This is a genomic window from Agrobacterium sp. 16-2014-1-2a, assembly GCF_053522705.1.
In genome coordinates, this window is sequence record NZ_JBNWBX010000001.1 from 1,573,710 (window position 1) to 1,595,363 (window position 21,654).

At 58.7% G+C, this 21,654-nt stretch carries 24 protein-coding genes; 13 read left to right on the forward strand and 11 right to left on the reverse strand.

All coding sequences use genetic code 11. The features are described 5' to 3' along the window. Position 1: 1 nt before the first annotated feature. Entirely contained in the window at positions 2 to 868 is an 867-nt protein-coding gene (gene pecM, locus ACQZ45_RS07850) for a 4-hydroxybenzaldehyde efflux transporter PecM (protein WP_038489565.1), read from the reverse strand. An 81-nt stretch (positions 869 to 949) separates the two neighbouring features. On the opposite strand from pecM, the gene ACQZ45_RS07855 reads away from it, so the two are divergent. The 3 genes from ACQZ45_RS07855 to ACQZ45_RS07865 all read left to right on the forward strand — a co-directional run bounded on the left by ACQZ45_RS07855 (position 950) and on the right by ACQZ45_RS07865 (position 3,528). Then, positions 950 to 1,450: a MarR family winged helix-turn-helix transcriptional regulator gene (locus ACQZ45_RS07855; protein ID WP_019564468.1), complete on the forward strand. Its 501-nt coding sequence runs from the start codon at positions 950 to 952 to the stop codon at positions 1,448 to 1,450. 113 nt (positions 1,451 to 1,563) lie between these two features. Beyond that, entirely contained in the window at positions 1,564 to 2,271 is a 708-nt protein-coding gene (locus tag ACQZ45_RS07860) for a FadR/GntR family transcriptional regulator (protein WP_003514650.1), read from the forward strand. Between the two features lie 54 nt (positions 2,272 to 2,325). After that, the gene (locus tag ACQZ45_RS07865; protein ID WP_003514648.1) at positions 2,326 to 3,528 is read left to right on the forward strand and encodes a mandelate racemase/muconate lactonizing enzyme family protein; all 1,203 of its coding nucleotides are present in this window, start codon (positions 2,326 to 2,328) and stop codon (positions 3,526 to 3,528) included. Here ACQZ45_RS07865 and xseA read toward each other — a convergent pair whose 3' ends face one another. Continuing rightward, positions 3,529 to 5,133 (reverse strand): exodeoxyribonuclease VII large subunit, encoded by a 1,605-nt coding sequence (gene xseA / locus ACQZ45_RS07870; protein WP_013635328.1) that lies wholly within the window; start codon positions 5,131 to 5,133, stop codon positions 3,529 to 3,531. Between the two features lie 190 nt (positions 5,134 to 5,323). Here xseA and ACQZ45_RS07875 point away from each other — a divergent pair, with 190 nt between their 5' ends. Both ACQZ45_RS07875 and ACQZ45_RS07880 read left to right on the forward strand, forming a co-directional pair. Beyond that, positions 5,324 to 5,566 (forward strand): hypothetical protein, encoded by a 243-nt coding sequence (locus ACQZ45_RS07875; protein WP_003514644.1) that lies wholly within the window; start codon positions 5,324 to 5,326, stop codon positions 5,564 to 5,566. An 11-nt stretch (positions 5,567 to 5,577) separates the two neighbouring features. Continuing rightward, the gene (locus tag ACQZ45_RS07880) at positions 5,578 to 5,949 is read left to right on the forward strand and encodes a hypothetical protein (RefSeq protein ID WP_013635327.1); all 372 of its coding nucleotides are present in this window, start codon (positions 5,578 to 5,580) and stop codon (positions 5,947 to 5,949) included. Here the strand turns inward: ACQZ45_RS07880 and ACQZ45_RS07885 are convergent. Continuing rightward, on the reverse strand, positions 5,946 to 6,929 hold the full coding sequence (locus ACQZ45_RS07885; protein WP_013635326.1) for a Gfo/Idh/MocA family protein: 984 nt from the start codon (positions 6,927 to 6,929) through the stop codon (positions 5,946 to 5,948). The two genes, ACQZ45_RS07880 and ACQZ45_RS07885, sit on opposite strands and share 4 nt — an antisense overlap. 180 nt (positions 6,930 to 7,109) lie before the next feature. On the opposite strand from ACQZ45_RS07885, the gene ACQZ45_RS07890 reads away from it, so the two are divergent. From ACQZ45_RS07890 to ACQZ45_RS07905, 4 genes are all read left to right on the forward strand, one after another. Further along, positions 7,110 to 7,670, forward strand: a complete 561-nt coding sequence (locus tag ACQZ45_RS07890) for an isochorismatase family protein (protein ID WP_065703693.1) — start codon at positions 7,110 to 7,112, stop codon at positions 7,668 to 7,670. After that, positions 7,670 to 8,653: a GlxA family transcriptional regulator gene (locus tag ACQZ45_RS07895; protein ID WP_113291265.1), complete on the forward strand. Its 984-nt coding sequence runs from the start codon at positions 7,670 to 7,672 to the stop codon at positions 8,651 to 8,653. Before ACQZ45_RS07890 ends, ACQZ45_RS07895 begins: the two co-directional genes overlap by 1 nt. 111 nt (positions 8,654 to 8,764) lie before the next feature. Further along, on the forward strand, positions 8,765 to 9,715 hold the full coding sequence (locus ACQZ45_RS07900; RefSeq protein ID WP_113291266.1) for an aldo/keto reductase: 951 nt from the start codon (positions 8,765 to 8,767) through the stop codon (positions 9,713 to 9,715). A 1-nt stretch (position 9,716) separates the two neighbouring features. Further along, the gene (locus ACQZ45_RS07905; protein ID WP_003514632.1) at positions 9,717 to 10,160 is read left to right on the forward strand and encodes a GNAT family N-acetyltransferase; all 444 of its coding nucleotides are present in this window, start codon (positions 9,717 to 9,719) and stop codon (positions 10,158 to 10,160) included. Here ACQZ45_RS07905 and ACQZ45_RS07910 read toward each other — a convergent pair whose 3' ends face one another. Continuing rightward, positions 10,161 to 11,051 (reverse strand): LysR family transcriptional regulator, encoded by an 891-nt coding sequence (locus ACQZ45_RS07910; RefSeq protein ID WP_113291267.1) that lies wholly within the window; start codon positions 11,049 to 11,051, stop codon positions 10,161 to 10,163. 116 nt (positions 11,052 to 11,167) lie between these two features. Here ACQZ45_RS07910 and ACQZ45_RS07915 point away from each other — a divergent pair, with 116 nt between their 5' ends. Beyond that, a complete protein-coding gene (locus tag ACQZ45_RS07915; protein WP_448742227.1) occupies positions 11,168 to 12,169 on the forward strand; it encodes an aldo/keto reductase in 1,002 nt (333 codons plus the stop codon). Positions 12,170 to 12,224: 55 nt separating this feature from the next. On the opposite strand, the gene pheT is transcribed toward ACQZ45_RS07915, so the two are convergent. From pheT to infC, 6 genes are all read right to left on the reverse strand, one after another. Then, positions 12,225 to 14,648, reverse strand: coding sequence for a phenylalanine--tRNA ligase subunit beta (gene pheT, locus ACQZ45_RS07920; RefSeq protein ID WP_025592181.1), 2,424 nt, complete (start codon positions 14,646 to 14,648; stop codon positions 12,225 to 12,227). Positions 14,649 to 14,672: 24 nt separating this feature from the next. Then, complete coding sequence (pheS, locus tag ACQZ45_RS07925; RefSeq protein ID WP_025592180.1) at positions 14,673 to 15,755, reverse strand: phenylalanine--tRNA ligase subunit alpha; 1,083 nt, start codon at positions 15,753 to 15,755, stop codon at positions 14,673 to 14,675. Beyond that, the gene (locus ACQZ45_RS07930) at positions 15,748 to 16,626 is read right to left on the reverse strand and encodes a BUD32 family EKC/KEOPS complex subunit (RefSeq protein WP_025592178.1); all 879 of its coding nucleotides are present in this window, start codon (positions 16,624 to 16,626) and stop codon (positions 15,748 to 15,750) included. The genes pheS and ACQZ45_RS07930 overlap by 8 nt, the downstream gene beginning before the upstream one ends. Positions 16,627 to 16,791: 165 nt before the next feature. Further along, positions 16,792 to 17,196 (reverse strand): 50S ribosomal protein L20, encoded by a 405-nt coding sequence (gene rplT / locus ACQZ45_RS07935; protein ID WP_003514622.1) that lies wholly within the window; start codon positions 17,194 to 17,196, stop codon positions 16,792 to 16,794. Between the two features lie 40 nt (positions 17,197 to 17,236). Next, on the reverse strand, positions 17,237 to 17,440 hold the full coding sequence (gene rpmI / locus ACQZ45_RS07940; RefSeq protein ID WP_003493355.1) for a 50S ribosomal protein L35: 204 nt from the start codon (positions 17,438 to 17,440) through the stop codon (positions 17,237 to 17,239). Between the two features lie 194 nt (positions 17,441 to 17,634). Then, positions 17,635 to 18,171: a translation initiation factor IF-3 gene (gene infC, locus ACQZ45_RS07945; RefSeq protein ID WP_060641871.1), complete on the reverse strand. Its 537-nt coding sequence runs from the start codon at positions 18,169 to 18,171 to the stop codon at positions 17,635 to 17,637. Between the two features lie 187 nt (positions 18,172 to 18,358). Between infC and ACQZ45_RS07950 the strand changes: the two genes are divergently transcribed. After that, positions 18,359 to 19,147, forward strand: coding sequence for an alpha/beta hydrolase (locus ACQZ45_RS07950; RefSeq protein ID WP_025592170.1), 789 nt, complete (start codon positions 18,359 to 18,361; stop codon positions 19,145 to 19,147). Between the two features lie 118 nt (positions 19,148 to 19,265). Continuing rightward, positions 19,266 to 19,880: a transglutaminase-like cysteine peptidase gene (locus tag ACQZ45_RS07955; protein WP_003514617.1), complete on the forward strand. Its 615-nt coding sequence runs from the start codon at positions 19,266 to 19,268 to the stop codon at positions 19,878 to 19,880. 63 nt (positions 19,881 to 19,943) lie between these two features. On the opposite strand, the gene mbfA is transcribed toward ACQZ45_RS07955, so the two are convergent. After that, positions 19,944 to 20,927, reverse strand: a complete 984-nt coding sequence (gene mbfA / locus ACQZ45_RS07960) for an iron exporter MbfA (protein ID WP_013635318.1) — start codon at positions 20,925 to 20,927, stop codon at positions 19,944 to 19,946. Positions 20,928 to 21,067: 140 nt separating this feature from the next. On the opposite strand from mbfA, the gene ACQZ45_RS07965 reads away from it, so the two are divergent. Beyond that, on the forward strand, positions 21,068 to 21,541 hold the full coding sequence (locus ACQZ45_RS07965; protein WP_013635317.1) for a group III truncated hemoglobin: 474 nt from the start codon (positions 21,068 to 21,070) through the stop codon (positions 21,539 to 21,541). Positions 21,542 to 21,654: the final 113 nt, after the last annotated feature.

Consider the following 21,654-nt stretch of genomic DNA (forward strand, 5'->3'; position numbering starts at 1 on the left):
GCTATTTCGGCAGCTGGCTCCGCTGACTGAGCCAGATGCTGAAAAGCACTGCAACGAAGCCGACGATTTGCGCTGGCGTGAGGCTTTGGCCGAGCGCCAGCCAGCCGAGCAGGGTCGCAACGACGGGGCTTAGGAAACCGAGCGAGGCTGCAGCCGAGGGTTCGATGCGGGCGAGACCCCGGAACCACAGAAAATAGGTCAAGGCGGCACCAATAATGCCGAGATAGGCCATGCCGAGAATATTGGCCGCGGTAGGTGCAGGCAGGGCCGGTTCCAGGAAATATGCGACCGGCAGAAGCAGAATGCCTCCAGCCGTCAATTGCCAGGCCGTAAAGGTGAGGTTCGACACCGGCGGTCGCCATTTGCGGGTTAGCACGGTTCCAAAGGCCATGGATACGGCGCCTGCAAGACCCGCAGCCACGCCGACGGCATCCAGCGCGGCAGCACCCGGCGCCAAAACCAGAAGTGCGACGCCTAAAATACCCAGAAGACCAGCGACAATGGCCAGCGGCCGGACCGGCGCGGCGAGAAACAGCCGCGAAAGGCCGATGACGATCAGGGGTTGGATCGCACCCACAGTCGCAGCCACTCCACCCGGCAGCCGGTAAGCCGAAACGAAAAGCATCGCCCAGAAAAACGAGAAATTCAGCGCACCTAGAATGAGGCTGCGTGGCCACCAGATGCCCTCCGGTAGTTTTCTGACGAGAAGCAACAGCAATATACCGGCCGGCAAGGCGCGCAGCATCGCAACATGGAATGGATATCCATGCGGCAGGAATTCGGTGGTGACGAAGTAGGTCGTTCCCCAGATGGCGGGGGCAAGTGCAGTCACCAGCACATCGGCGGCATAGGTCGTATTTTTCTTCATTTCAAGAATCTCTATATCAAGATAAATACAACTTAACCAATTTTATCTTGACGTCAAGATATCAGTTGTTATGCCTTGGTGATGAACAAAGAACCGAATGATCACGTCGATCACATTCTGGCGCAATGGCGCAAGGAGAGGCCCGATCTCGATGTCGAGCCAATGGGGCTGCTTGGGCGCTTGAAACGGCTAACCACGCATCTCGGTCGCGAGGTGGAGGCGGTGCTGCTGAAACACGGCCTCTCCTCTTCCGCTTTTGATGTGCTGGCGACATTACGGCGCGCGGGCGCGCCCTACCGGCTTTCGCCCGGTGATCTGCTGGCCATGACAATGGTAAGCTCCGGCACGATGACCAACCGGATCGACCAGCTGGAAAAAGCGGGTCTGGTGGAGCGCATCCACAACCCGCAGGATCGTCGCAGCGTATTGATATCATTGACGGAGCGGGGATTTGCCATTGTCGAGGACGCGGTCAGCGCCCATGTCGAGAACCAGCAACGGCTGGTCGCACAGCTCAGCGAAGAAGAGCGCACGGCGCTGAACAAGCTTGTGAAGCGATTTCTACAGGGGTTTGAAGCTTAGTTCCCTAAAAAGCGGACAGGAACCAGCAATCGCGGAGGTTATGGCGCTTGTTTCGGCGATAAAAATCCTATAAGCAATTTTCCGTTAACCTGTCCTACAGGTTGGAGGAGCGATTGTATAAGCCCATTTTGCAGGAAACCGATCTCGTCAGCAGCGCTATTGGCGCAATCACGCGCCACATTCGCGAAAACGAACTTGCCCCCGGAGCGAAGCTGCCCAGCGAGCTTTCGCTCTCGCAGCAGCTCGGTGTCTCGCGCACCGTGGTTCGCGAGGCTTTCAGGTCCTTGTCGGCCATGCGGCTGATCGATGTCAGCGTCGGCAAGCGCGCCACGGTGGCGACGCTGGATCATGGCGCGATGTCGCTGATGTTCGAACATGGCATTCACACCGAGCAGATCAACATCCAGCAGATTTACGACGTGCGCCGCACCATCGAAGTCAGAACCGTGACGTTGGCGGCGTTGCGGCGAACGGATGCGGAGGCGCTCACCATTCTCGACCACGCCAACAATATGGAGCGGGACTTCGGTAATAGTGACAGGGTCATGGAACACGACCTTGCCTTTCACCTTGCCGTTGCCAGAGCCTCCAAGAACCCGGTTTTCGAACTCATTCTCGGCGCCTTTCAGAATGTGACGCGCCAGACATGGCCGATCGGCTGGAAGAGCCGCAAATCCGACGCGCAGCGTCATGCCGCGACTGAACTTCATATCGCCATCGGACAGGCCATTGCCGCGGGCGACCCGCAAACGGCCTCAACACTTATGGCGCGGCATTTCGATGAAAGCGTGCATGCGCTTCTGGCCGCCGGCATCGCCTGATTTTTCAAACGCAGTTCCAGACCGAAAACTGCCTGCCTCTGGAGGAGACACTTCATGAAAATTACGAAACTCGAAACCGTCCGCGTGGCGGAACGGGCAAACCTGCTCTGGGTTCTGGTCCACACGGATGAGGGCATTACCGGACTTGGTGAAACCTTCTACGGCGCCGAGACGGTTGAAACCTATGTGCACGAATATATCGCACCCCGCGTGATCGGCCGCGATCCGCTGCAGATCGACCTTCTGGCACAGGATCTCGTCGGTTATCTCGGCTTCCGTTCATCGGGTGCGGAAGTACGCGGCAATTCGGCCTTCGATATCGCGCTTTGGGATATTTTTGGCAAGGCTACCAACCAGCCCATTGCGCAATTGCTTGGCGGCTTCAGCCGCAGGGAAATCCGCACCTACAATACCTGCGCGGGCACGGAATATATCAAGAAGGCGACCGGCCAGCAGACGGCCAATTACGGCCTGTCCGGCGGCAAGGATTATGACGATCTGAACGGCTTCCTGCACCGGGCCGACGAGCTTGCCCATTCGCTGCTGGAAGACGGCATCACGGCCATGAAGATCTGGCCTTTCGATGCGGCGGCGGAAAAGACGCGCGGCCAGTATATCTCGATGCCTGACCTGAAAAGCGCGCTCGAGCCGTTCGAGAAAATTCGTAAGGCAGTCGGCGACAAGATGGATATCATGGTGGAGTTTCACTCCATGTGGCAGCTTCTGCCCGCCATGCAGATCGCCAAGGCGCTCACCCCTTACCAGACCTTCTGGCACGAAGATCCGATCAAGATGGACAGCCTTTCCAGCCTGACGCGTTATGCTGCCGTTTCACCCGCGCCGATTTCCGCATCGGAGACGCTCGGCTCACGATGGGCTTTCCGAGATCTCCTGGAAACTGGCGCCGCCGGTGTGGTGATGCTTGACATCAGCTGGTGTGGTGGACTTTCCGAAGCGCGCAAGATCGCTTCCATGGCCGAAGCCTGGCATCTGCCCGTTGCGCCGCATGATTGCACCGGCCCGGTGGTACTCTGCGCCTCCACGCATCTGTCGCTCAACGCACCGAATGCGCTGGTGCAGGAAAGCGTGCGCGCCTTCTACAAGACGTGGTACCGCGATCTCGTTACCGCATTGCCAGAAGTCAAAAACGGCATGATCACCGTGCCGCCGGGTGCCGGCCTTGGCATGGAGCTGCATCCCGATATTGAAAAGACCTTCACCGTCAGCCGTCGTTTTTCAGATGCGGCGTCTATCTAATCAGAACAGACTGCCCTGATTTCCCGGGTCGGAAGAGGCCGGTTTCACCGGCTTCTTTTTGGGAGCGGCAGGCGTCTGAACGTCAGATGATGGAGTAGCCTCGCCTGTCGTCAGGGCGGCCACGCGACCGTCGGCAAACTCCATCGACACCACAGCGCCGGACGCGATGGCAGCAGCCCGGGTCAGGGGCCGGTTCTCCTCGTCGCGGATGACAGCATAACCGCGGTTCAACACATTCTTGTAGGACAGCGACTGCAGGATGCGGTCATGGGCAGCAAGGCCCGAGCGGTTCTGCGCCATGCGGTGAAGCACGGCGGTATCGGCACGTCGCGTTGCGGTGACGACCCGTTCCTTCTGCCTCTCCAACTGGCCGAGCAAGCGGGCTGGCAGCGAACGCAGCGCGGAATCGGTCGAGGAAATTCTCGACTGTGCCTGCAACAGGCGGCGCTCCACAAGCGCCTCGGCCCTCTGCATGCGTTCCGTAACACGCTGGCGATGCTGCCGCAGACCATTCAGCAGGATTTCCGGCCTCAGACCCGAAGCAGAGCGTTCGAACGCGCGGCGCTTGTTCAGCGTCGTCATTTCAAGCCCGCGACCCAAACCGCTTGCGGCCTCGTCGAAACGACGGCGCGGCAGAGCCAGAAGCTGGTCAAGCGATGGCAGCGCACGCACCAGAGCACGCACGCCCTGTCGGCGATTGTCCATTTGGCGTGATACCGAGCCGGAAAGGCGCGCCGCAAGGCCGGAGAGCTGCGCCTCCAGTTCCGCACGCACCGGCACGGCCATTTCGGCGGCACCCGTCGGTGTCGGTGCGCGCACGTCGGCGGCGTAGTCGATCAGGGTCGTATCCGTCTCATGCCCCACAGCGGAAATCAGCGGGATTTCGCTCTCGGCAGCGGCGCGCACGACGATTTCGTCGTTGAAGCTCCAGAGATCTTCCAGACTGCCGCCTCCACGGGCGACGATCAGCACGTCGGGGCGTGCAATCTCACCGCCGGGCTGAAGCGCATTGAAACCGCGAATGGCGTTCGCCACTTCCTCACCCGAGCCTTCCCCCTGCACCTTGACCGGCCAGACGACGACATGGACCGGAAAGCGATCCGAAATCCGGTGGAGAATATCGCGAATGACTGCGCCCGTGGGCGATGTGACAACACCGATGACACGCGGCATGAACGGCAGGCGGCGTTTGCGTTCCGCATCGAACAGCCCCTCCGCCGCCAGACGCCGGCGGCGGTCCTCCAGCAAAGCCATCAGCGCGCCCGCGCCGGCCGGCTCCAGGCTTTCTATGACGATCTGATATTTCGAGGAGCCGGGAAAGGTGGTGACCTTGCCGGTGGCGATGACCTCCATGCCCTCTTCCGGGCGGAACTTCAGCCGCGAGAAAGTACCCTTCCAGATAACCGCATCGATGCGGGCGCGATCGTCCTTCAGGGAGAAATAGGCGTGACCCGAAGAATGCGGACCCCGGTAGCCGGAAATCTCGCCGCGCACCCTCACCTGATCGAAAGCCGTCTCCACCGTTCGCTTGATGGAACCCGACAGTTCGGAAACCGAGAACTCGGCAAGATTGCTCAATGCGGCATTGGAGAAAATATCGCTCATGCCCGTTTGTAACCAAAACCCGTCGATTCGGAAATGCCGGTACTGGCCGGGTCTATTTTAACGGCGGTGAAACCATATCCTCAACTAACGAGTTAGGAAAATGGGTGAGGGAGGAGAAAACAAGGGTTCGTTAGGGAAGAGGACGCTACGTCTTATCCCAGACCCGGCAACCAAAGAGGAGGCGGCATTCATGATTTTTCTTACCGCCACATTGCTCGGCGTAACCGCAGTTGCGTTGCGTTCGGTATTCAGCATCATTTTCATCTGCCTGATGGTTATCGGCGCCTATGGTGTCGCAATGGCGATTTCTGCAACCGCCGTGCCGCTGATGTCGCTGCTCCTGGCGCTTGCGGGTTATAATTTCGGCGTTGTGAGTGTGGTCATCGGCCTTCTCGTGCTGCAACGTCCGCGTTCCACCCAGCCGACGCTTTAAAGCACACGGCCTTGCGGCTTCGCCACTTCGCCCTGACCGAGGTTTACGGACTGGCTGTAGACCTTTCCATCTCTTTTCTGCTGATTTTTTATATCGGCATCGACCCGCTTGCCGCCCGTCTTCCGGGCGCTTTGGCAGGGCTTGCGACGAGTTGGAGGCTAAACCATTCGAATGGCGATGGCCGCAATGAGCTGAACGGCTTTCTGTTGAACGCCGTCACGCTTATCTCCCGCATGGTTGGCGTCGGGCTGTTCGCCCTGCTGCAATGGCGCAATCCACTCGTGCAGCCGCTGGTCCCGCTTGCTTTTTCGGCACTCGCGGCATTGGTGCTGGCGCTTTACGGCTATAGGCGGCTTCAAAAGCAGCGTGCGGATCAGGATTAAACCGTCTCCCAACCGTCCTTTTCCGCCGCACGGTAGATGGCATCGATGAAAAGCTGGTTCTTCCTCGAGCTTTCCAGGGTGACGACCTCGCCCTCACCTTTCACCGCGCGGGCAAAGGCCTCCGCCTCCAGCTTGTACTGGCGACTATCCTGAAACCGGAAGACTTGCGACTGGTTATGGCCCTGGTTGGTCAACTCGATTTCCTCCGCACCCCAGCGATTTGCATTGAAGGGAGATTTGATCTCGATGTACCCGTAAGTGCCATGGAAAACCATCAGCTGGCGGGCGGCAAGCTGGGTTGCCAGATAAAAGCTCAGTTCGAAGCCGCCGAAATCGGCCCTGACGCTGGAATAGATATCGGTACCGAATTCTTTATCACGCTCGACGCTCGCCTGTACGCGCTTCGGCTCGGCACCCGTGGCAAAACGGGTGACGATGGTCGGGTAGACGCCGATATCCGGCAAGGCCCCGCCGCCCAGTTCGGGAATATTGCGCATATTGCCGGGATCGCGGTTGAAGTAGCTGAAAGCGCCCTGCACATGCTTCAGCGTTCCGATTGCACCTGATGCCAGCAATTCCTTCACCTTGGCCCAAACAGGAGAATAGGTGACCATGAAAGCCTCCGACACGACGACGCCATTGTCATCCCGCGCCGCGATGATGGCGTCGATCTCTTCAGCCTTGAGTGCGATCGGCTTTTCACACAGCACGTGTTTGCCGGCATTGGCAGCTTTTATGGTCCATTCCACATGTTGCGAGGTGGGAAGCGGAATATAGACGGCATCGATCACATCGGATGCAAGCATTTCCTCATAGGAGCCGAAGGCATGCGGGACGGAAAAACGATCTGCAACCGCACGCGCCTTGGCATGATCGCGGCTGGCGATGGCGCTCACCACACAGTTCCGCGCATCCTGAATCGCCGGAATGACGTGATCCTGAGCGATTTTCGCCGTTGAAATTATTCCGAAGCGCAGCATCTCATTCTCCCACTCTGTAATTCCGGGAAACTTACCATTGTCGCGACGCCTGGCAAGTCGCACGAAACGTAACTGCAAACGCTATGGCCGGATTCGTCCTTCCTTTGTCGGTTTCCATGCTTTTATCCAGCCTTTCAAAGGTGAATTATGCTATACATGAACCCAATGGAGAATCATGAAATGTCCTCTTCTCACACAGCACTCCTTGTCATCGACGTTCAGGAATCCTTCCGGCATACCCCCTATTTCGAGGAAAGCGAACTTCCCGCCTATCTGGAAAAACAGCAGGCACTGATCGACGGCGCCAAGGCATCGGGCATTCCCGTCGTGCAAATCTTTCATGTCGATGGCGACCGGGCCTTTGCAGAGGAGAGCGGCTATATTCGCGCGCTGGAAGGTGTGCGCATTACCCCTGACGTCACCTTTCGCAAGAACCGCCACTCTGCTTTCGCCGGCACCGGCCTCGATATCTGGCTGACGCAAAAGGGTATCAGCCGGCTGATCGTATCCGGCATCCGCACCGAACAGTGCTGCGAAACGACCACACGGCATGCATCGGACCTCGGTTACACCGTCGATTACGTCACCGAGGCGACGCTTACCTTTCCAATGACGCACGCCTCGGGCACCGTGTTCAGCCCTGATGATATTCGCACCCGAACCGAGCTGGTGCTGGCCGGTCGCTTTGCGCGCATCGCAACCGTCGGCGACGTTCTCGAAACGGTACGAAAGGCCGCCTGATGGACAATGGCGGCACGCGGACCATTCCCTTTTATACGCTTGTGCCGCCACACGCGCTGTTGCTCGATATTGCCGGCCCGCTGGAGGTGATCCGTTATGCCAACGCGGAACAGCGGGACATCCATTTCGACTGCCGTTACATCGCGGAACATGACCAGCAGCAATCCTCCATCGGCCTTGGGCTTTGCGGGCTGGAGGCCTTGCCCGAGAGCCTGCCGGACAATGCTTTCCTGCTGATTTCCGGCAGCATCTCCCGATTCGACAACGCGCCCGAGATGCGACGGGAGCGGCAGGCGCTGGTGGCATGGTTGCGCCGCGCAGTGCGCTCGGACACCACAGTCATTTCCATTTGCTCCGGCGCACTGCTGGCGGGCGAAGCAGGACTTTTCGACGGGCGGAGCTGTACGACACATGCGGATTGCATCGAAGCGCTGCGCCGCACCGCACCGCTGTCGCAGGTGGCCGAAAACCGTCTTTTCGTGGAGGATGGCAACCGCTTCTCCAGCGCCGGTATTTCCACCGGCACCGACCTCATGCTGCATGTCGTTTCCCGACTGACATCGCCAGCGGTCGCGGCGCGCGTTGCTAAAAACATGGTCGTTTATCTCAGGCGCAGCGGCAATGATCCGCAAATCTCCCCCTGGCTTACCGGCCGCAACCACATTCACCCCGCCATTCACCGGGTGCAGGACCGGGTGATGACTGAGCCGGCTCAGGACTGGTCTTTGGAACGGCTGGCCGATATTGCCGCACTCAGCGAGAGGCACCTGTCCCGCCTGTTTCGCGAGCATACCGGCATCAGCGTCATCGACTACGTCAACCTGATGCGGGTCAATCTCGCCCGCGACATCCTTGCAAACAGCCGTCTGGATATGGAGACAATTGCGGAGCGGGCGGGCTTTGCCTCCGCCCGGCATTTGCGGCGCGTGTGGCAACAGCACAATCACCTCCCGCCCAGCCACTATCGCGGCTTTCAGGCCTGATCTCACCCGCTTTTGCCCGTTGCCTGATGAATGCCATCAAAGGAATTGAATGGTTATGCCGGCAAGCAGTTGATAACCTTGCCGCCAAAGACAGCAACAGGAGCATTCCCCGTGGAAAAACGAAGCCTTGGCCGCACCGGCCTCTCCATCGCCCCGATCGTCTTCGGCGGCAACGTGTTCGGCTGGACAGCGGACGAGAAGACTTCCTTTGCCCTGCTCGATGCATTTTTCGACGCCGGGTTCAACGCCATCGACACGGCAGACGTCTATTCCGCCTGGGTGGACGGGCATGAGGGCGGCGAGTCGGAAGCCATCATCGGAAAATGGCTGAAACAGTCGAGCGTCAAGCGTGAGGACGCGGTGATCGTTACCAAGGTCGGTTTCGACAATCGCGGTCAGAAGACAGGCCTCAGCGCCAAATGGATCGCAGAGGCTGTCGACGCCTCGCTGAAGCGGCTGCAAACCGACTATATCGATCTCTACCTCGCCCATAAGCCGGACGCGGATGTGCCGCTGGAGGAAACGCTTGCAGCCTTTGCAAAGCTGAAGGAACAGGGAAAGATACGCGCCATCGGCTGCTCCAACTATTCGGTGAGCCAGCTTCAGGAGGCGCTGGACACGGCCGCGAAGAACGATCTGCCCCGTTACGATGTGCTACAGCCGGAATATAATCTCTACAACCGTGCGGATTTCGAAGGCCCGCTTGCCGATCTTTGCGTCGCCCAGGAAATTGGCGTCATCAATTATTATAGCCTCGCGGCAGGGTTCCTCACCGGGAAATATCGCGCCAAGGCGGATACCGAGGGCGTCGCCCGCAGCTACCGGGTGGGTGAATATGTCAACGCCCGCGGCCTTGCCGTTCTGGGCGCCATGGATGCGGTTGCCGTGGAAACCGGAGCCAAGCTTGCCGATATCGCGCTGGCGTGGCTATTGCGGAAGAAGGCCGTGACGGCACCGATTGCCAGCGCCACCAGCCTGTCGCAACTCGAAAGCTTCAAACGCGCCGTCAATCTCAAGCTGACGGATGAGATGATGACGCTGCTCGACAAGTCGGGCGCGTGACATGGATCTTGTAATTCGCGACGCGGAGCCGGAAGACCGGGCAGAATGGCTGCGCCTGTGGAACGACTATCTCGCCTTCTATAACGTACACCTTGCCGAGGAAGTTACGGACCATACATGGGCGCGTATCCTCGATCCGGCGTCACGCGTTTCCATGCGCGTGGCTCTTCTGGGCGACAGGATGGCCGGTTTCGCCATCCATCACTTCCATGATTCCACCTGGGTGAAAACGCCCGACTGCTATCTGGAAGACCTGTTCGTTGACGGCGCGATCCGTGGCAAGGGAACAGGCCGGGCGCTGATGGATGACCTCATTGCCATATGCAAGGAAAAGGGCTGGTCCCGGCTTTACTGGAACACGGACGAGCACAATCACCGTGCCCAGAAGCTTTACGACAGCTACGTCAAAAGCGACGGCCATATCCGCTATCGCATCAAGTTCTGATCACCCTCTGAAGCGGAAGAAATCCACGAAAGCCCTTAGCGCCGGGCGCATCTGCTGGCGCGAGGGGTAATAGATATAAAAACCATCAAAGGGCGCGCACCAGTCCTCCAGCACCCGGACCAGCCTGCCTTCCTTGATGTCGTCTTCTACGCGCTGTTCGAAAACGAAAGCCAGACCCGCACCATCAATCGCCGCCCGGCGAATAAGGCTCTGGTCCGACAGGACGAGCGGCCCCTGCACATCGACCACCAAAGGTCTGCCGTCCTTTTCCAGCTCCCAGCGGTAGAGCAGACCACTGGAGAAGCGACGGAGAATACAGCGATGCCCCATCAAATCCCTCGGCTCACGGGGCGGGGGATTTTCTTCGAAATAGGTGGGGGCGCCGACGATCGCGCCACGCCATGGGCCGCTCGCCTTCACGGCAATCATATCCGCTTCAAGATTTTCGCCGAGCCGCAGGCCGGCATCGAAACCTTTTGCGACAATATCCTCGAAGCGGTCATCGGTCGAAATCTCCAGCGAGATATCTGGATATAGCCGCAGGAACTCGCCAAGCCGGGGCATGATCAGGTCCTCCGCCGCAAGTCTCGGCAGGGTTATCCGCAACGGTCCGGCCGGCCTTCCGCCATGCTCGGCAAGCGTATCGATGACGGCATCGATTTCAGCAAGGGCCGGCCCAAGCGTCTCGAGAAGCCGCCTGCCCTCCTCTGTCGGCGAAACGCTGCGGGTGGTACGATGCAGCAGGCGCAGGCCAAGGCTCGCTTCGAGCGACGATACTGCATGGCTGACGGCGGAAGGCGCAATGGCAAGTTCGGCGGCAGCTTTACGAAAGCTGCGGCCTTCGGCAACGGCAGCGAGGACAGCGAGTTGAGAGAGTTGCACACGGTTCATTGTTCTAAATAATAGAACAACCCGCAACGATTTGCAGCGATTATTTTTGCCGTCTTAGGGCGCTATCTTCTCACCACGCCCTGACAACGGGCGGTTCCTCATGGAAGGACGAACAGATGAAAAAAAGAACTCTCGGAAACAACCTTTCCGTTTCGGCGCTTGGCCTCGGCTGCATGGGCATGACCCATGCCTATAGCCCGACCGGCGACGAAAATAGTGCAATAGCGACGCTGCACCGCGCCGTCGAAGTCGGTGTCACTTTTTTTGACACGGCAGAGGTCTATGGGCCCTACAACAACGAAATCCTCGTCGGCAAGGGTTTGAAGCCCTATCGCGACAAGGTGGTCATAGCTACCAAGTTCGGTTTCAAAATCGACGCCAGCAAACCCGCAGGCCAGATGATGGTGGGCACCGACAGCCGCCCGGAAAATGTGCGCGCCGTCGCCGAAGCCTCTCTCAAACGCCTAGGCGTCGACACCATCGACTTGTTCTATCAGCATCGCGTCGATCCGGATGTCCCAATCGAAGATACGGTCGGCGCCATGGCGGAACTGGTCCGGCAAGGCAAGGTGAAACATCTAGGCCTTTCAGAAGCGAGTGCCGAAACACTTCGCAAGGCGCATTCCACTCACCCGATCGCTGCCATACAGAGCGAATATTCGTTATGGACCCGCGATGTGGAGGAAAACGGCGTGCTGGAAACCTGCCGCGAACTTGGCATCGGTTTCGTCCCCTTCAGCCCGCTCGGGCGTGGTGCCCTGACGGGCGCGCTGAAGTCGCTCGACGGACTTGCATCCGACGATTTCCGCCGCGGCCTGCCGCGCTTCCAAAGTGAAAACTTCGATGCCAATCTGGCGCTCATCAAGCTTCTGGAAGATATGGCTGCCGAAAAGGGTCTTACCGCCGGGCAACTGGCGCTGGCCTGGGTTCTGGCGCAGGGTGACTTTATCGTTCCGATCCCCGGTACGACAAAAATCGCCAATCTTGAGAAAAACGTGGCGGCAGCGGATGTATCGCTGACGGCAGAAGAAGTCGCCAGCCTTGGCGCGTTGCTTTCTCCAGCAAAGGTTGCCGGCCAACGATATCCCGAGCGTATGTCCCAGATGGCGAACCGCTAAAAACAAAAAAGCCGAGGCGACTGCCTCGGCTTTTTCAATTCATGGAAACAGAGCTTTACGCTCTCAGCACGCCGCCCGTCGATTTCTCGACGTTACCGACGATCTTTGCGGTGAGCGCCTCGAAATCCTCGTCCGTCAGCGTCTTGTCGACCGGCTGGATCTGAACTTCAATGGCGATGGACTTTCGGCTTTCGCCAAGCGATGCACCTTCGAAGACGTCAAAGACATTGACGCCGGTGATCAGCTTGCGATCAGCGCTTGTTGCAGCCTTGATGATGGCACCTGCCTCGACCGACTTGTCGACCACGAAGGCGAAGTCGCGCTTGACCGCCTGGAAGGGCGAAAGCTCAAGGGCCGGCTTTGTGCGGGTCGCCTTCTTCTTCGGCTCCGGCATGGCGTCGAGATAGATCTCGAAACCGCTATAGACACCAGAAACATCCAGCTCTGACAGAGTCTTCGGGTGGAATTCACCGAAATAGCCGAGCACGACCTTCGGACCCATCTTGATGGTGCCGGAGCGGCCAGGGTGATACCAGCCGGGAGCGCCGGCCTCGATCTGCACATTGGCCATCGGCAGGCCACAGGCTTCGAGCACCGAAAGCGCATCGGCCTTGGCGTCATAGACATCCACCGGCTTGCCGCCGCCCTTTGTGGCATTGGACCACATGCGGCCGCTGCCTGCGAGCGAGGCCGTGCCACGGCGTACACCGCCGGCAACACGGCGCTGGGTGTCTGGCGTGTCACCCTCATAGGTGCCGGAGACCTCGAAGATTGCCACATCGCCATGGCCCTTGTCGGCATTTCGCTGTGCTGCGGTCAGAAGGCCCGGCAGAAGCGAAGGACGCATATCCGACATATCGGCCGCGATGGGGTTGGCCAGTTTCAGAGCGGGCGAACCGCCACCGAAAAGCTTCGCGTGAGCTTCCGGGATGAAGGACCACGTGACGGCCTCCAGCATGCCACGGCTGGCAAGCGCACGGCGCGCGGTGCGGGTGCGCACCTGCAGCGTCGTCAAGATGCGGCCGTTGACGGCACCGAAGCTCTCCAGCGGTTCCGGCTTGATGTTGTCGACGCCATGAATGCGCATGACCTCTTCCACCAGATCGGCCTTGCCGTCGACATCCGGGCGCCAGGACGGCACGGTGACGGAAACACTCTCGCCCGTTCCCTCGATGCCGAAACCGAGACCCTTTAGAATGGCCAGGCTTTCTTCCGCCGAAACTTCTAGGCCGGTCAGACGCTTCACTTCCGAGAGCGGAAAATCAACGACCTTGGGCTGATGCCCCTTGTAACCGACGACCTTGGCTTCGCCGGCAACGCCGCCGCAGAGTTCCAGAACCAGTTCGGTGGTGCGTTCCAGACCCGGAACCATATATTCCGGATCGACGCCGCGCTCGAAGCGATAACGGGCATCGGTGATGATGCCGAGCGAACGGCCGGTCTTGGCGATGTTGATCGGATCCCAGAGAGCGGACTCGATCAACACGTCAACGGTGTTTTCATCACAGCCGGAGTGTTCACCGCCCATGACGCCGCCGATGGACTCGAGGCCCTTTTCGTCGGCGATGACGACATTGTTCGGGCCGAGCTTGTATTCGCGCTGATCAAGCGCGAGGATCGTCTCACCCTCCTTCGCACGGCGGACCGTCAGATCGCCTTTGACCTTGGCGGCATCGAAGACGTGCATCGGCCGGCCCTGATCGAAGGTCATGTAGTTGGTGATGTCCACGAGCGCATTGATGGGACGCAGGCCGATCGCCATCAGACGCTGCTGCATCCACTTCGGGCTCGGGCCGTTCTTAACACCGCGCACGATGCGCAGCGAAAAGCCGGGGCAGAGCGCCGCGTCATCCAGCTCCAGCTTCACGTCGAGCGGGGTTGAGCCTTCGACCTTGAAGGACGGCGCTGGCTTGGTCTTGAGCTTGCCGAGACCGGAAGCGGCGAGATCGCGGGCGATGCCATAGATCGAGGTGCAATCCGGGCGGTTTGGCGTCAGATTGATCTCGATGACCGGATCGTCAAGTCCGGCATAGGTCGCGAAAGAAGTGCCGACCGGCGCGTCTTCCGGCAGATCGATGATGCCGTCGTGATCGTCGGAAATGTTCAGCTCTTTTTCGGAGCACATCATGCCGTGGCTTTCGACACCGCGTATCTTGCCGACGGCAAGCGTGACATCGATGCCCGGAACGTAAACGCCAGGACGCGCCAGCGCACCGACGAGGCCGGCGCGCGCATTCGGTGCGCCGCAGACGATCTGCACCGGCTTGCCGTCACCGGCATCCACCATCAACACCTTGAGGCGGTCGGCCTCGGGATGTTTTTCGGCGGAGACGACCTTGGCAATGACGAAAGGCTTATAGGCCGCCTTGTCGTCGACGTCCTCGACCTCAAGCCCGATTGCCGTCAACCGTTCGCAAATCTCGTCCAGCGTCGCATCCGTTTCGAGATGCTCTTTCAGCCAGGAAAGAGTGAATTTCATGTCTTTGCTCCTTGGCTAACCGGATTAAACGCTCAAACCGCCGAACAGCGTCGGTATGTCGAGCGGGCGGAAGCCGTAGTGGTTCATCCAGCGGACATCGGCGTTGAAGAAATCACGCAGGTCCGGCATGCCGTATTTCAGCATGGCGATGCGGTCGAGGCCCATGCCCCAGGCAAAGCCCTGATATTCATCCGGGTCCAGACCGCCGGCGCGCAGCACATTCGGGTGCACCATGCCGCAGCCAAGGATTTCCATCCAGTCGTTGCCTTCGCCGAACTTGACGATCGGGCCGGAGCGGTCGCACTGAATATCCACCTCGAAGCTCGGCTCCGTGAAGGGGAAGAACGACGGGCGGAAGCGCATGACAACGCTATCCACCTCAAAGAAGGTCTTGCAGAACTCTTCAAGTACCCAGCGCAGATTGCCAACATGGGCCTTCTTGTCGATCACCAGACCTTCGACCTGATGGAACATCGGCGAATGGGTGGCATCGGAATCCTGACGATAGGTCTTGCCCGGAATGACGATGCGGATCGGCGGCTTCTGGCTTTCCATGGTGCGGATCTGCACCGGCGAGGTGTGCGTGCGCAGCACCTTGCGCTCGCCGTTTTCATCCGGCTGGAAGAAGAAGGTGTCATGCATTTCGCGGGCCGGATGGCCTTCGGGGAAATTCAGCGCCGTGAAGTTGTAATAGTCCGTTTCGATATCCGGACCTTCGGCGATCGAGAAGCCCATATCCGCAAAGATCGCGGTGATTTCATCGACGATCTGGCTGATCGGATGAATGCGGCCGCGCTCGGTCGGAGACTGGCGGACCGGCAGGCTGACATCAAGTGTTTCCGCCTTCAGGCGGGCGGCAATCGCGGCATCTTTCAGGCCACTCTTGCGTTCACCAATCAGGTCGGTGATTTCAGTCTTGAGCTGGTTGATGGCAGCGCCCCGGGTCTGGCGCTCTTCCGGCGTCATCGACCCCAGCGTCTTCAGAAGCTCCGAAACCGAGCCCTTCTTGCCAAGCGCGGAGACGCGCACGGCTTCGATGGCCGGCTCATCGGCGGCGGCGGCGATCTCCGACATCAGTTGCGATTTCAAGGTATCAAGTTCAGTCATCTTTTCCTGCCTTGCCGGTATTTTTAACAGCGGCTTCGGGGTTCACAGCATTCATCAGATAGTCGGTCGCCATGATAAAGCGTCGCAGATCACTACCCATCCGCACGCGCCCGATCAACCGGGCAAGCGGTAAAAATCGCCCCAGAATGCCGATCAGACGGCACAATTCTTCAAGCGCCCGCGGCGGGGCGTTTTCACGCCAGCGGGCAAAGGCGGCGTCGCAGGTTTTCGGCGCATCGCAGGCGCGGGTCGCGACCTGCAAAAACAGCAGCCAGATATCGCGCGCCTGCGCCGTCTCCAGCGGCATGACCTCCTGCGGGCGCTCCTCGAAATCCATGAAACCGATACGGTCGTCTTTTAAAAAGAAGTCACGCACATGCGGGCGGCCGTGGCAGAGGCTCGCCGCATGCAGCTCGCCAAGCGCTTCTGCGGATTTCACAAGCAAGGCGTCATGTTGCACCGGATCGGACGCCTTTAACGCATCCATCCGCTCCATGAGCGTCGGACCGACATCTCCCAACACCATTGCTGTGCGCGACGAGTAGATCAGCGGCGGAACCGGGAAACCGCCTTGCTGGAACTGCTGCAACGTTTCCAGCTCTCGCTGCATGAGGCCGGCGCCGTCCAGCGGTTCAGAAGGGCGAAGAAAAGCATAAGGCAGAAGTTTTGACAGCAGCTTCTGCATTTTCATCCACCAGGTCACACGTTCCGTGCCCTGCCGTTTGATCCACACCGTCAATTGCGAGAGCTCGACCTTTTGAATGCGCCGGTCACTTTTCAGGAGGACGCGCATCAGGGTTGCGATGTCGTCATCGTCGAGATGAACGCGAAAGCCTTCTGCTTCCACAACCTCAATTTTATTGACCAGCATTTCCGTCCACCAAGGATTTCGCTTCAAACGGCGTGAATACTCCAACTCTTCTAAATTTCTAAATTAAAAAACGCCGATAGAGCTGTATCAGAAACTGAAAACGCAAAACCCGCGCCGGAGGACCGGCGCGGGTTTCAAATGAACAACAGATTGTCCGCGCCGTAATTACTTTACAGCGGTTTCAAACTCGTTGGTCGTACCAGCTTCCTTGAGGTACTCAAGAGCCTTCTTCGCGGTCTCGACGAGCACGCCGAATGCTGCCGGCTCATGGATAGCCATGTCGGACAGAACCTTGCGGTCAACTTCGATGCCAGCCTTGTTCAGGCCGTCGATGAAGCGGCCGTAGGTCAGGCCGAATTCGCGAACAGCAGCGTTGATACGCTGGATCCACAGAGCGCGGAAGTTGCGCTTGTTGACCTTGCGGTCGCGGTAAGCGTACTGCTTGGAACGATCCACAGCAGCCTTTGCTGCGCGGATGGTGTTCTTGCGGCGGCCGTAGAAGCCCTTGGCTGCCTTGAGTGTCTTGGTGTGCTTGGCGCGGGAAGTTACGCCACGTTTTACGCGTGCCATGTCATGATCTCCTTAAAGTGTCCAAAAGTGCGGAAAAGTCTCAGAGACCGTTCGGCAGGTAGTTCTTGACGACTTTTTTGCCGTCAGCTTCGGCGAGAACCATGGTTCCACGCGCGTCGCGAATGAACTTGTTGGTACGCTTGATCATGCCGTGGCGCTTACCGGCGGCGGCTGCAACAACCTTGCCGGTGGCGGTGATCTTGAACCGCTTTTTTGCAGCGGACTTCGTCTTCATCTTGGGCATTTTGCTACTCCGTGTTTTTGTATCGAAACAGGCAGACGAGGCCTATTTCAAGCTATTCAGGAACGGCCTCGGCATGCCCTGCCGGACCGTTCGGACGCGCGCTTATAACCGCAGTCGGTTAAAAGCGCAACGGGGAATACAAACTTCCCCTTGCGGTGGTGCTTCATGCCGCCCGGGCGGCGTGCGCGAAAGAGTTATTTCGGCGCGAGAACCATCATCATCTGACGGCCTTCCAGCTTCGGCTCGGCTTCAACCTTGGCAATCGCCTGGGTATCTTCCTTCACCTGGAGGAGAAGCTTCATGCCGAGTTCCTGGTGGGCCATTTCGCGGCCGCGGAACTTCAGCGTCACCTTCACCTTGTCACCTTCGTCAAAGAAACGGTTCATCGCCTTCATCTTCACGTCATAGTCATGCGTGTCGATGTTGGGGCGCATCTTGATTTCCTTGACCTCGACGATCTTCTGTTTCTTGCGCGCTTCAGCGGCTTTTTTCTGGGTCGAGTATTTAAGCTTGCCGAGATCGAGGATCTTGCATACCGGCGGTTCAGCGTTCGGCGAAATCTCAACGAGATCGAGACCGGCATCCTCCGCCATTTTCAAAGCCTGGTCCGTCGGCATGCTACCGAGGTTCTGGCCCTCTTCATCAATAAGCTGAACTCTGGGAACCCGGATTTCCCGGTTGGAGCGCGGGCCCTCCTTGACGGGGGCATCGGCTTTGAAAGGTCTGCGAATGGTCGTATTCTCCTGATCTGTTTCTGGATCACATCGGCAAAAAACAGCTTGTTTGGTACAAGCGGCGGAAATGTCGTTATTGCCGTGGCGAAGTCAATAGCATATCTGCCCGAAAAGATCACCTGTTGTCACGGTTTTTGCAAATACGCCGCCTTTGTTGCGCGAAATTCAGGAGAATTGCATATACATGACAGAACAAGCCGCTGAATTCCTGCGTGTAGGCATGGGCGACGACGCCCGCGACATCGCCGTCCTTCATCGCCCGGCAACTTCACGAGAAGATGCATCCACGCTCGTCTGGCTCGGCGGTTACCGTTCCGACATGACGGGAACCAAGGCGGTGGAACTCGACCGCTTTGCGGCGGAAAACGGCATTGCGTGCCTGCGGCTCGATTATTCCGGGCACGGCGCTTCCGGCGGTGACTTCAAAAAGGGCACGATTTCAAGATGGCTGGAAGAGGCACTTGCCGTCGTGCGCGAAAAGGCGCCATCGCGCGTCGTCCTTATCGGTTCGTCGATGGGTGGATGGATCGCGCTGCGCATGGTCGAGGAACTGCGCAAGGCTGGCGGCACGCCGTCCGTCGCTGGTCTGGTCCTCATTGCGCCAGCCCCCGATTTCACGGCGGACCTGATAGAGCCGAGCCTCACGGATGCGGAAAAACGGTCGCTTGAAGACAAGGGTTATTTCGAGGAACATTCGGAATACAGCCCCGAGCCGAACATCTTTACGCGCGCGCTGATGGAAGACGGGCAGCAGAACCGCGTCCTCACCGGCATCATCACCACGGGCTGCCCGGTTCACATCCTGCAGGGAATGCGCGATCCCGATGTTCCCTATCAGCATGCGCTGAAGCTCCTCGAACATCTTCCTGCTGACGACGTCGTCTTGACGCTGATCCGCGATGGCGACCACCGGTTGTCCCGGCCGCAGGATATCGACAGGATGCTGGCTGCCGTCAAAGCCCTTGCAACATAGGCATTTGCGCAACGATCTTAACCATATTTAACGAGTCTTGCGCGCCGCCGATGGCTAGTGATTGACTCCTGACCCCCAACCCTCTTAACTTTTCATTAAGAATTAAGGGACGGGTTTCATGATGAACGCACCGCTGGCGCGTGCGCTGCTGTTTGCAGTTGCCGCCGGGCTATTGACTGCTGCCTCCGCCGTGGCGGAAACCAAGGGAAGCCCTTCCATGGTGACGGGCGGGATCACATCCCAGCCGATCGGCCATTATGAGTTCTGTCAGAAATACGCGAGCGAGTGCAACATTCGAAGCAAGCTGACGCCGCCACCACGCGTCACCGAGTATGGCTGGGGTGTGGTTCGCGAGATCAACACATCCGTCAACACCTCGATCGTCGCCATGACCGACATGGAAATCTACGGCAAGGAAGAAGTCTGGGAATATCCCACGACCGCTGGCGATTGTGAGGACTTCGTGCTGCTGAAGCGCAAGAAGCTGATCGAGCGTGGGTTTTCCGTTGCTGACCTGCTGATCACTGTCGTGCGCAAGCCTGATGGCGAGGGCCATGCCGTGCTGACGCTCCGCACCACCGATGGCGATTATATTCTCGACAATCTCACCGACGACGTGAAGCTCTGGACCGACACCAACTACACTTATCTGAAGCGGCAGGCGTCCTTCAATTCGGGCCGCTGGGTTTCCATCGAGGATGGCCGCGACGTTCTGGTCGGCGCATTGCGCTGATCGACAGATATTATAGGCTCAATGCAGAAAGCCCGCAGCAAACGCTGCGGGCTTTATTATTCACTAGGCGTTGCCGATGATGATACCGGCGGCCAACACCAGCGAACCGCCGAGCACTACCTGAAACACTGCCCGCAGGAACGGCGTTTCCATGAAACGGTTCTGAATAAAGGCGATGGCCCAGAGTTCCACGAAGACGACGACTGCGGCGATGGCCGTTGCTGTCCAGAAATGCGGAATGAGATAGGGCAGCGCATGGCCAAGGCCACCAACGGCCGTCATTATGCCTGAGGCGAGACCGCGCTTTACCGGAGAGCCACGACCGGAAAGCTTGCCATCATCATGGGCCGCCTCGGTGAAGCCCATGGAAATACCCGCGCCAACGGAGGCCGAAAGGCCGATCAGGAAGGTTTGCCACGTATCCTGCGTGGCGAAGGCGGCTGCGAAGATCGGCGCCAGCGTCGATACGGAACCATCCATCAGTCCCGCAAGACCCGGCTGCACAAAGGTCAGAAGAAATTGCCGCTTTGCGGTTTCCTCCTCTTCTGTCTTGCCGTTTTCGTCGAGATGTTTCTCTTCCAGCATCTGCGCGATGTCTTCGTGACCACGCTCCGCCTCGGCCAGATCGCCGAGCAGCTTGCGGGTCGAGGCATCGCTGGTTCGCTTGACAGCCTCGTCGTAAAAACGGATCGCCTGGGCCTCCATCAATTCCGCCTGCGCACGAATTTTGTCGAGCGACAGGTTCTTCACCAGCCAGTCCGGCGTGCGCTCGTAAAAGCCACGCACATGCTCACGGCGGATCAGGGGGATTGTTTCCCCAAATCGCCTGCGGTGCATGTCGATCAGCACGTTTCGATGCTGCTGTTCCACCTCGGCCATATCATCGAAGATTTTTGCGGATTGCGGATATTGCGCGCGCAGATGATCGGCATAGGAGCGGTAGATGCGGGAATCGTCTTCTTCGGACGAGATGGCAAGTGCGAGGATTTCCTGTTCGCCAAGCGAGGAGAACGGGCGTTTGGACAGGGAAAAAAGACTGCGGAACATGGCTGGAACCTCTTTAGAATAATTCTAAATACATCCTGATCACGCCACAATCAAGCCTTTTAGAATTATTCTAATATGCCAAAGGGTCGCATTGCGGAGTGTCGAAGAGCCACGTAGGTTCTGCCGCAAAAGGAAGCACAATGCAGGACCAGATCGCGGCAAAGGCCGCCCACAACGCGGAAATTCAGAACAGGGCGGAAAAGGCCATGGCGGCTATCGGCATCGACGCCGGTTTCGTCGACCTGCTGGTCGAGACATTTTACGGCCGCGTTTTGGAACATCCCACGCTGGGCCCTGTCTTCGATGCGCGGCTTTCCGGGCGCTGGCCGGAGCATATGGCCAGGATGAAACAGTTCTGGGCCGCCGTAGCCTTCAAGAATGGCGGTTACGGCGGCAAGCCGGTGCAGGCGCATCTTGGCGTAAAAGGCATGTCGGCGGAACTGTTCCCGCAATGGCTGGCGCTTTTTTCGGCCACCCTTGACGATATCGCGCCGAGCCCACAAGCCCATAGCTGGTTCATGGAAACTGCGGAACGCATCGCAAAAAGCCTGACGCTTTCGCTGTTTTATAATCCTGCAATGGATGATCCGGCGTTAAGACGCATGCATCCTTAGCCCCATCCGGGCGATGATAGCAGGCCCGGCAAGTTCAAATATTCCCCTTGATGGCCGCAAGGATAAATGTTTAGTAGCCGGTGGGAGGCGTACCGTACGGTTCGCCTGTAATA

What these genes read in the sequence shown, in the direction of transcription:
- rplT (WP_003514622.1), bottom strand. Translation starts at nt 17,196, where the DNA reads ATGGCACGCGTAAAACGTGGCGTAACTTCCCGCGCCAAGCACACCAAG.
- ACQZ45_RS07885 (WP_013635326.1), bottom strand. Translation starts at nt 6,929, where the DNA reads ATGCTGCGCTTCGGAATAATTTCAACGGCGAAAATCGCTCAGGATCAC.
- ACQZ45_RS07895 (WP_113291265.1), top strand. Translation starts at nt 7,670, where the DNA reads ATGGACAATGGCGGCACGCGGACCATTCCCTTTTATACGCTTGTGCCG.
- ACQZ45_RS07965 (WP_013635317.1), top strand. Translation starts at nt 21,068, where the DNA reads ATGCAGGACCAGATCGCGGCAAAGGCCGCCCACAACGCGGAAATTCAG.
- ACQZ45_RS07915 (WP_448742227.1), top strand. Translation starts at nt 11,168, where the DNA reads ATGAAAAAAAGAACTCTCGGAAACAACCTTTCCGTTTCGGCGCTTGGC.
- ACQZ45_RS07875 (WP_003514644.1), top strand. Translation starts at nt 5,324, where the DNA reads ATGATTTTTCTTACCGCCACATTGCTCGGCGTAACCGCAGTTGCGTTG.
- pecM (WP_038489565.1), bottom strand. Translation starts at nt 868, where the DNA reads ATGAAGAAAAATACGACCTATGCCGCCGATGTGCTGGTGACTGCACTT.
- ACQZ45_RS07955 (WP_003514617.1), top strand. Translation starts at nt 19,266, where the DNA reads ATGATGAACGCACCGCTGGCGCGTGCGCTGCTGTTTGCAGTTGCCGCC.
- ACQZ45_RS07855 (WP_019564468.1), top strand. Translation starts at nt 950, where the DNA reads ATGAACAAAGAACCGAATGATCACGTCGATCACATTCTGGCGCAATGG.
- ACQZ45_RS07950 (WP_025592170.1), top strand. Translation starts at nt 18,359, where the DNA reads ATGACAGAACAAGCCGCTGAATTCCTGCGTGTAGGCATGGGCGACGAC.
- pheT (WP_025592181.1), bottom strand. Translation starts at nt 14,648, where the DNA reads ATGAAATTCACTCTTTCCTGGCTGAAAGAGCATCTCGAAACGGATGCG.
- ACQZ45_RS07910 (WP_113291267.1), bottom strand. Translation starts at nt 11,051, where the DNA reads ATGAACCGTGTGCAACTCTCTCAACTCGCTGTCCTCGCTGCCGTTGCC.
- ACQZ45_RS07930 (WP_025592178.1), bottom strand. Translation starts at nt 16,626, where the DNA reads ATGCTGGTCAATAAAATTGAGGTTGTGGAAGCAGAAGGCTTTCGCGTT.
- ACQZ45_RS07890 (WP_065703693.1), top strand. Translation starts at nt 7,110, where the DNA reads ATGTCCTCTTCTCACACAGCACTCCTTGTCATCGACGTTCAGGAATCC.
- ACQZ45_RS07865 (WP_003514648.1), top strand. Translation starts at nt 2,326, where the DNA reads ATGAAAATTACGAAACTCGAAACCGTCCGCGTGGCGGAACGGGCAAAC.
- mbfA (WP_013635318.1), bottom strand. Translation starts at nt 20,927, where the DNA reads ATGTTCCGCAGTCTTTTTTCCCTGTCCAAACGCCCGTTCTCCTCGCTT.
- ACQZ45_RS07905 (WP_003514632.1), top strand. Translation starts at nt 9,717, where the DNA reads ATGGATCTTGTAATTCGCGACGCGGAGCCGGAAGACCGGGCAGAATGG.
- rpmI (WP_003493355.1), bottom strand. Translation starts at nt 17,440, where the DNA reads ATGCCCAAGATGAAGACGAAGTCCGCTGCAAAAAAGCGGTTCAAGATC.
- xseA (WP_013635328.1), bottom strand. Translation starts at nt 5,133, where the DNA reads ATGAGCGATATTTTCTCCAATGCCGCATTGAGCAATCTTGCCGAGTTC.
- pheS (WP_025592180.1), bottom strand. Translation starts at nt 15,755, where the DNA reads ATGACTGAACTTGATACCTTGAAATCGCAACTGATGTCGGAGATCGCC.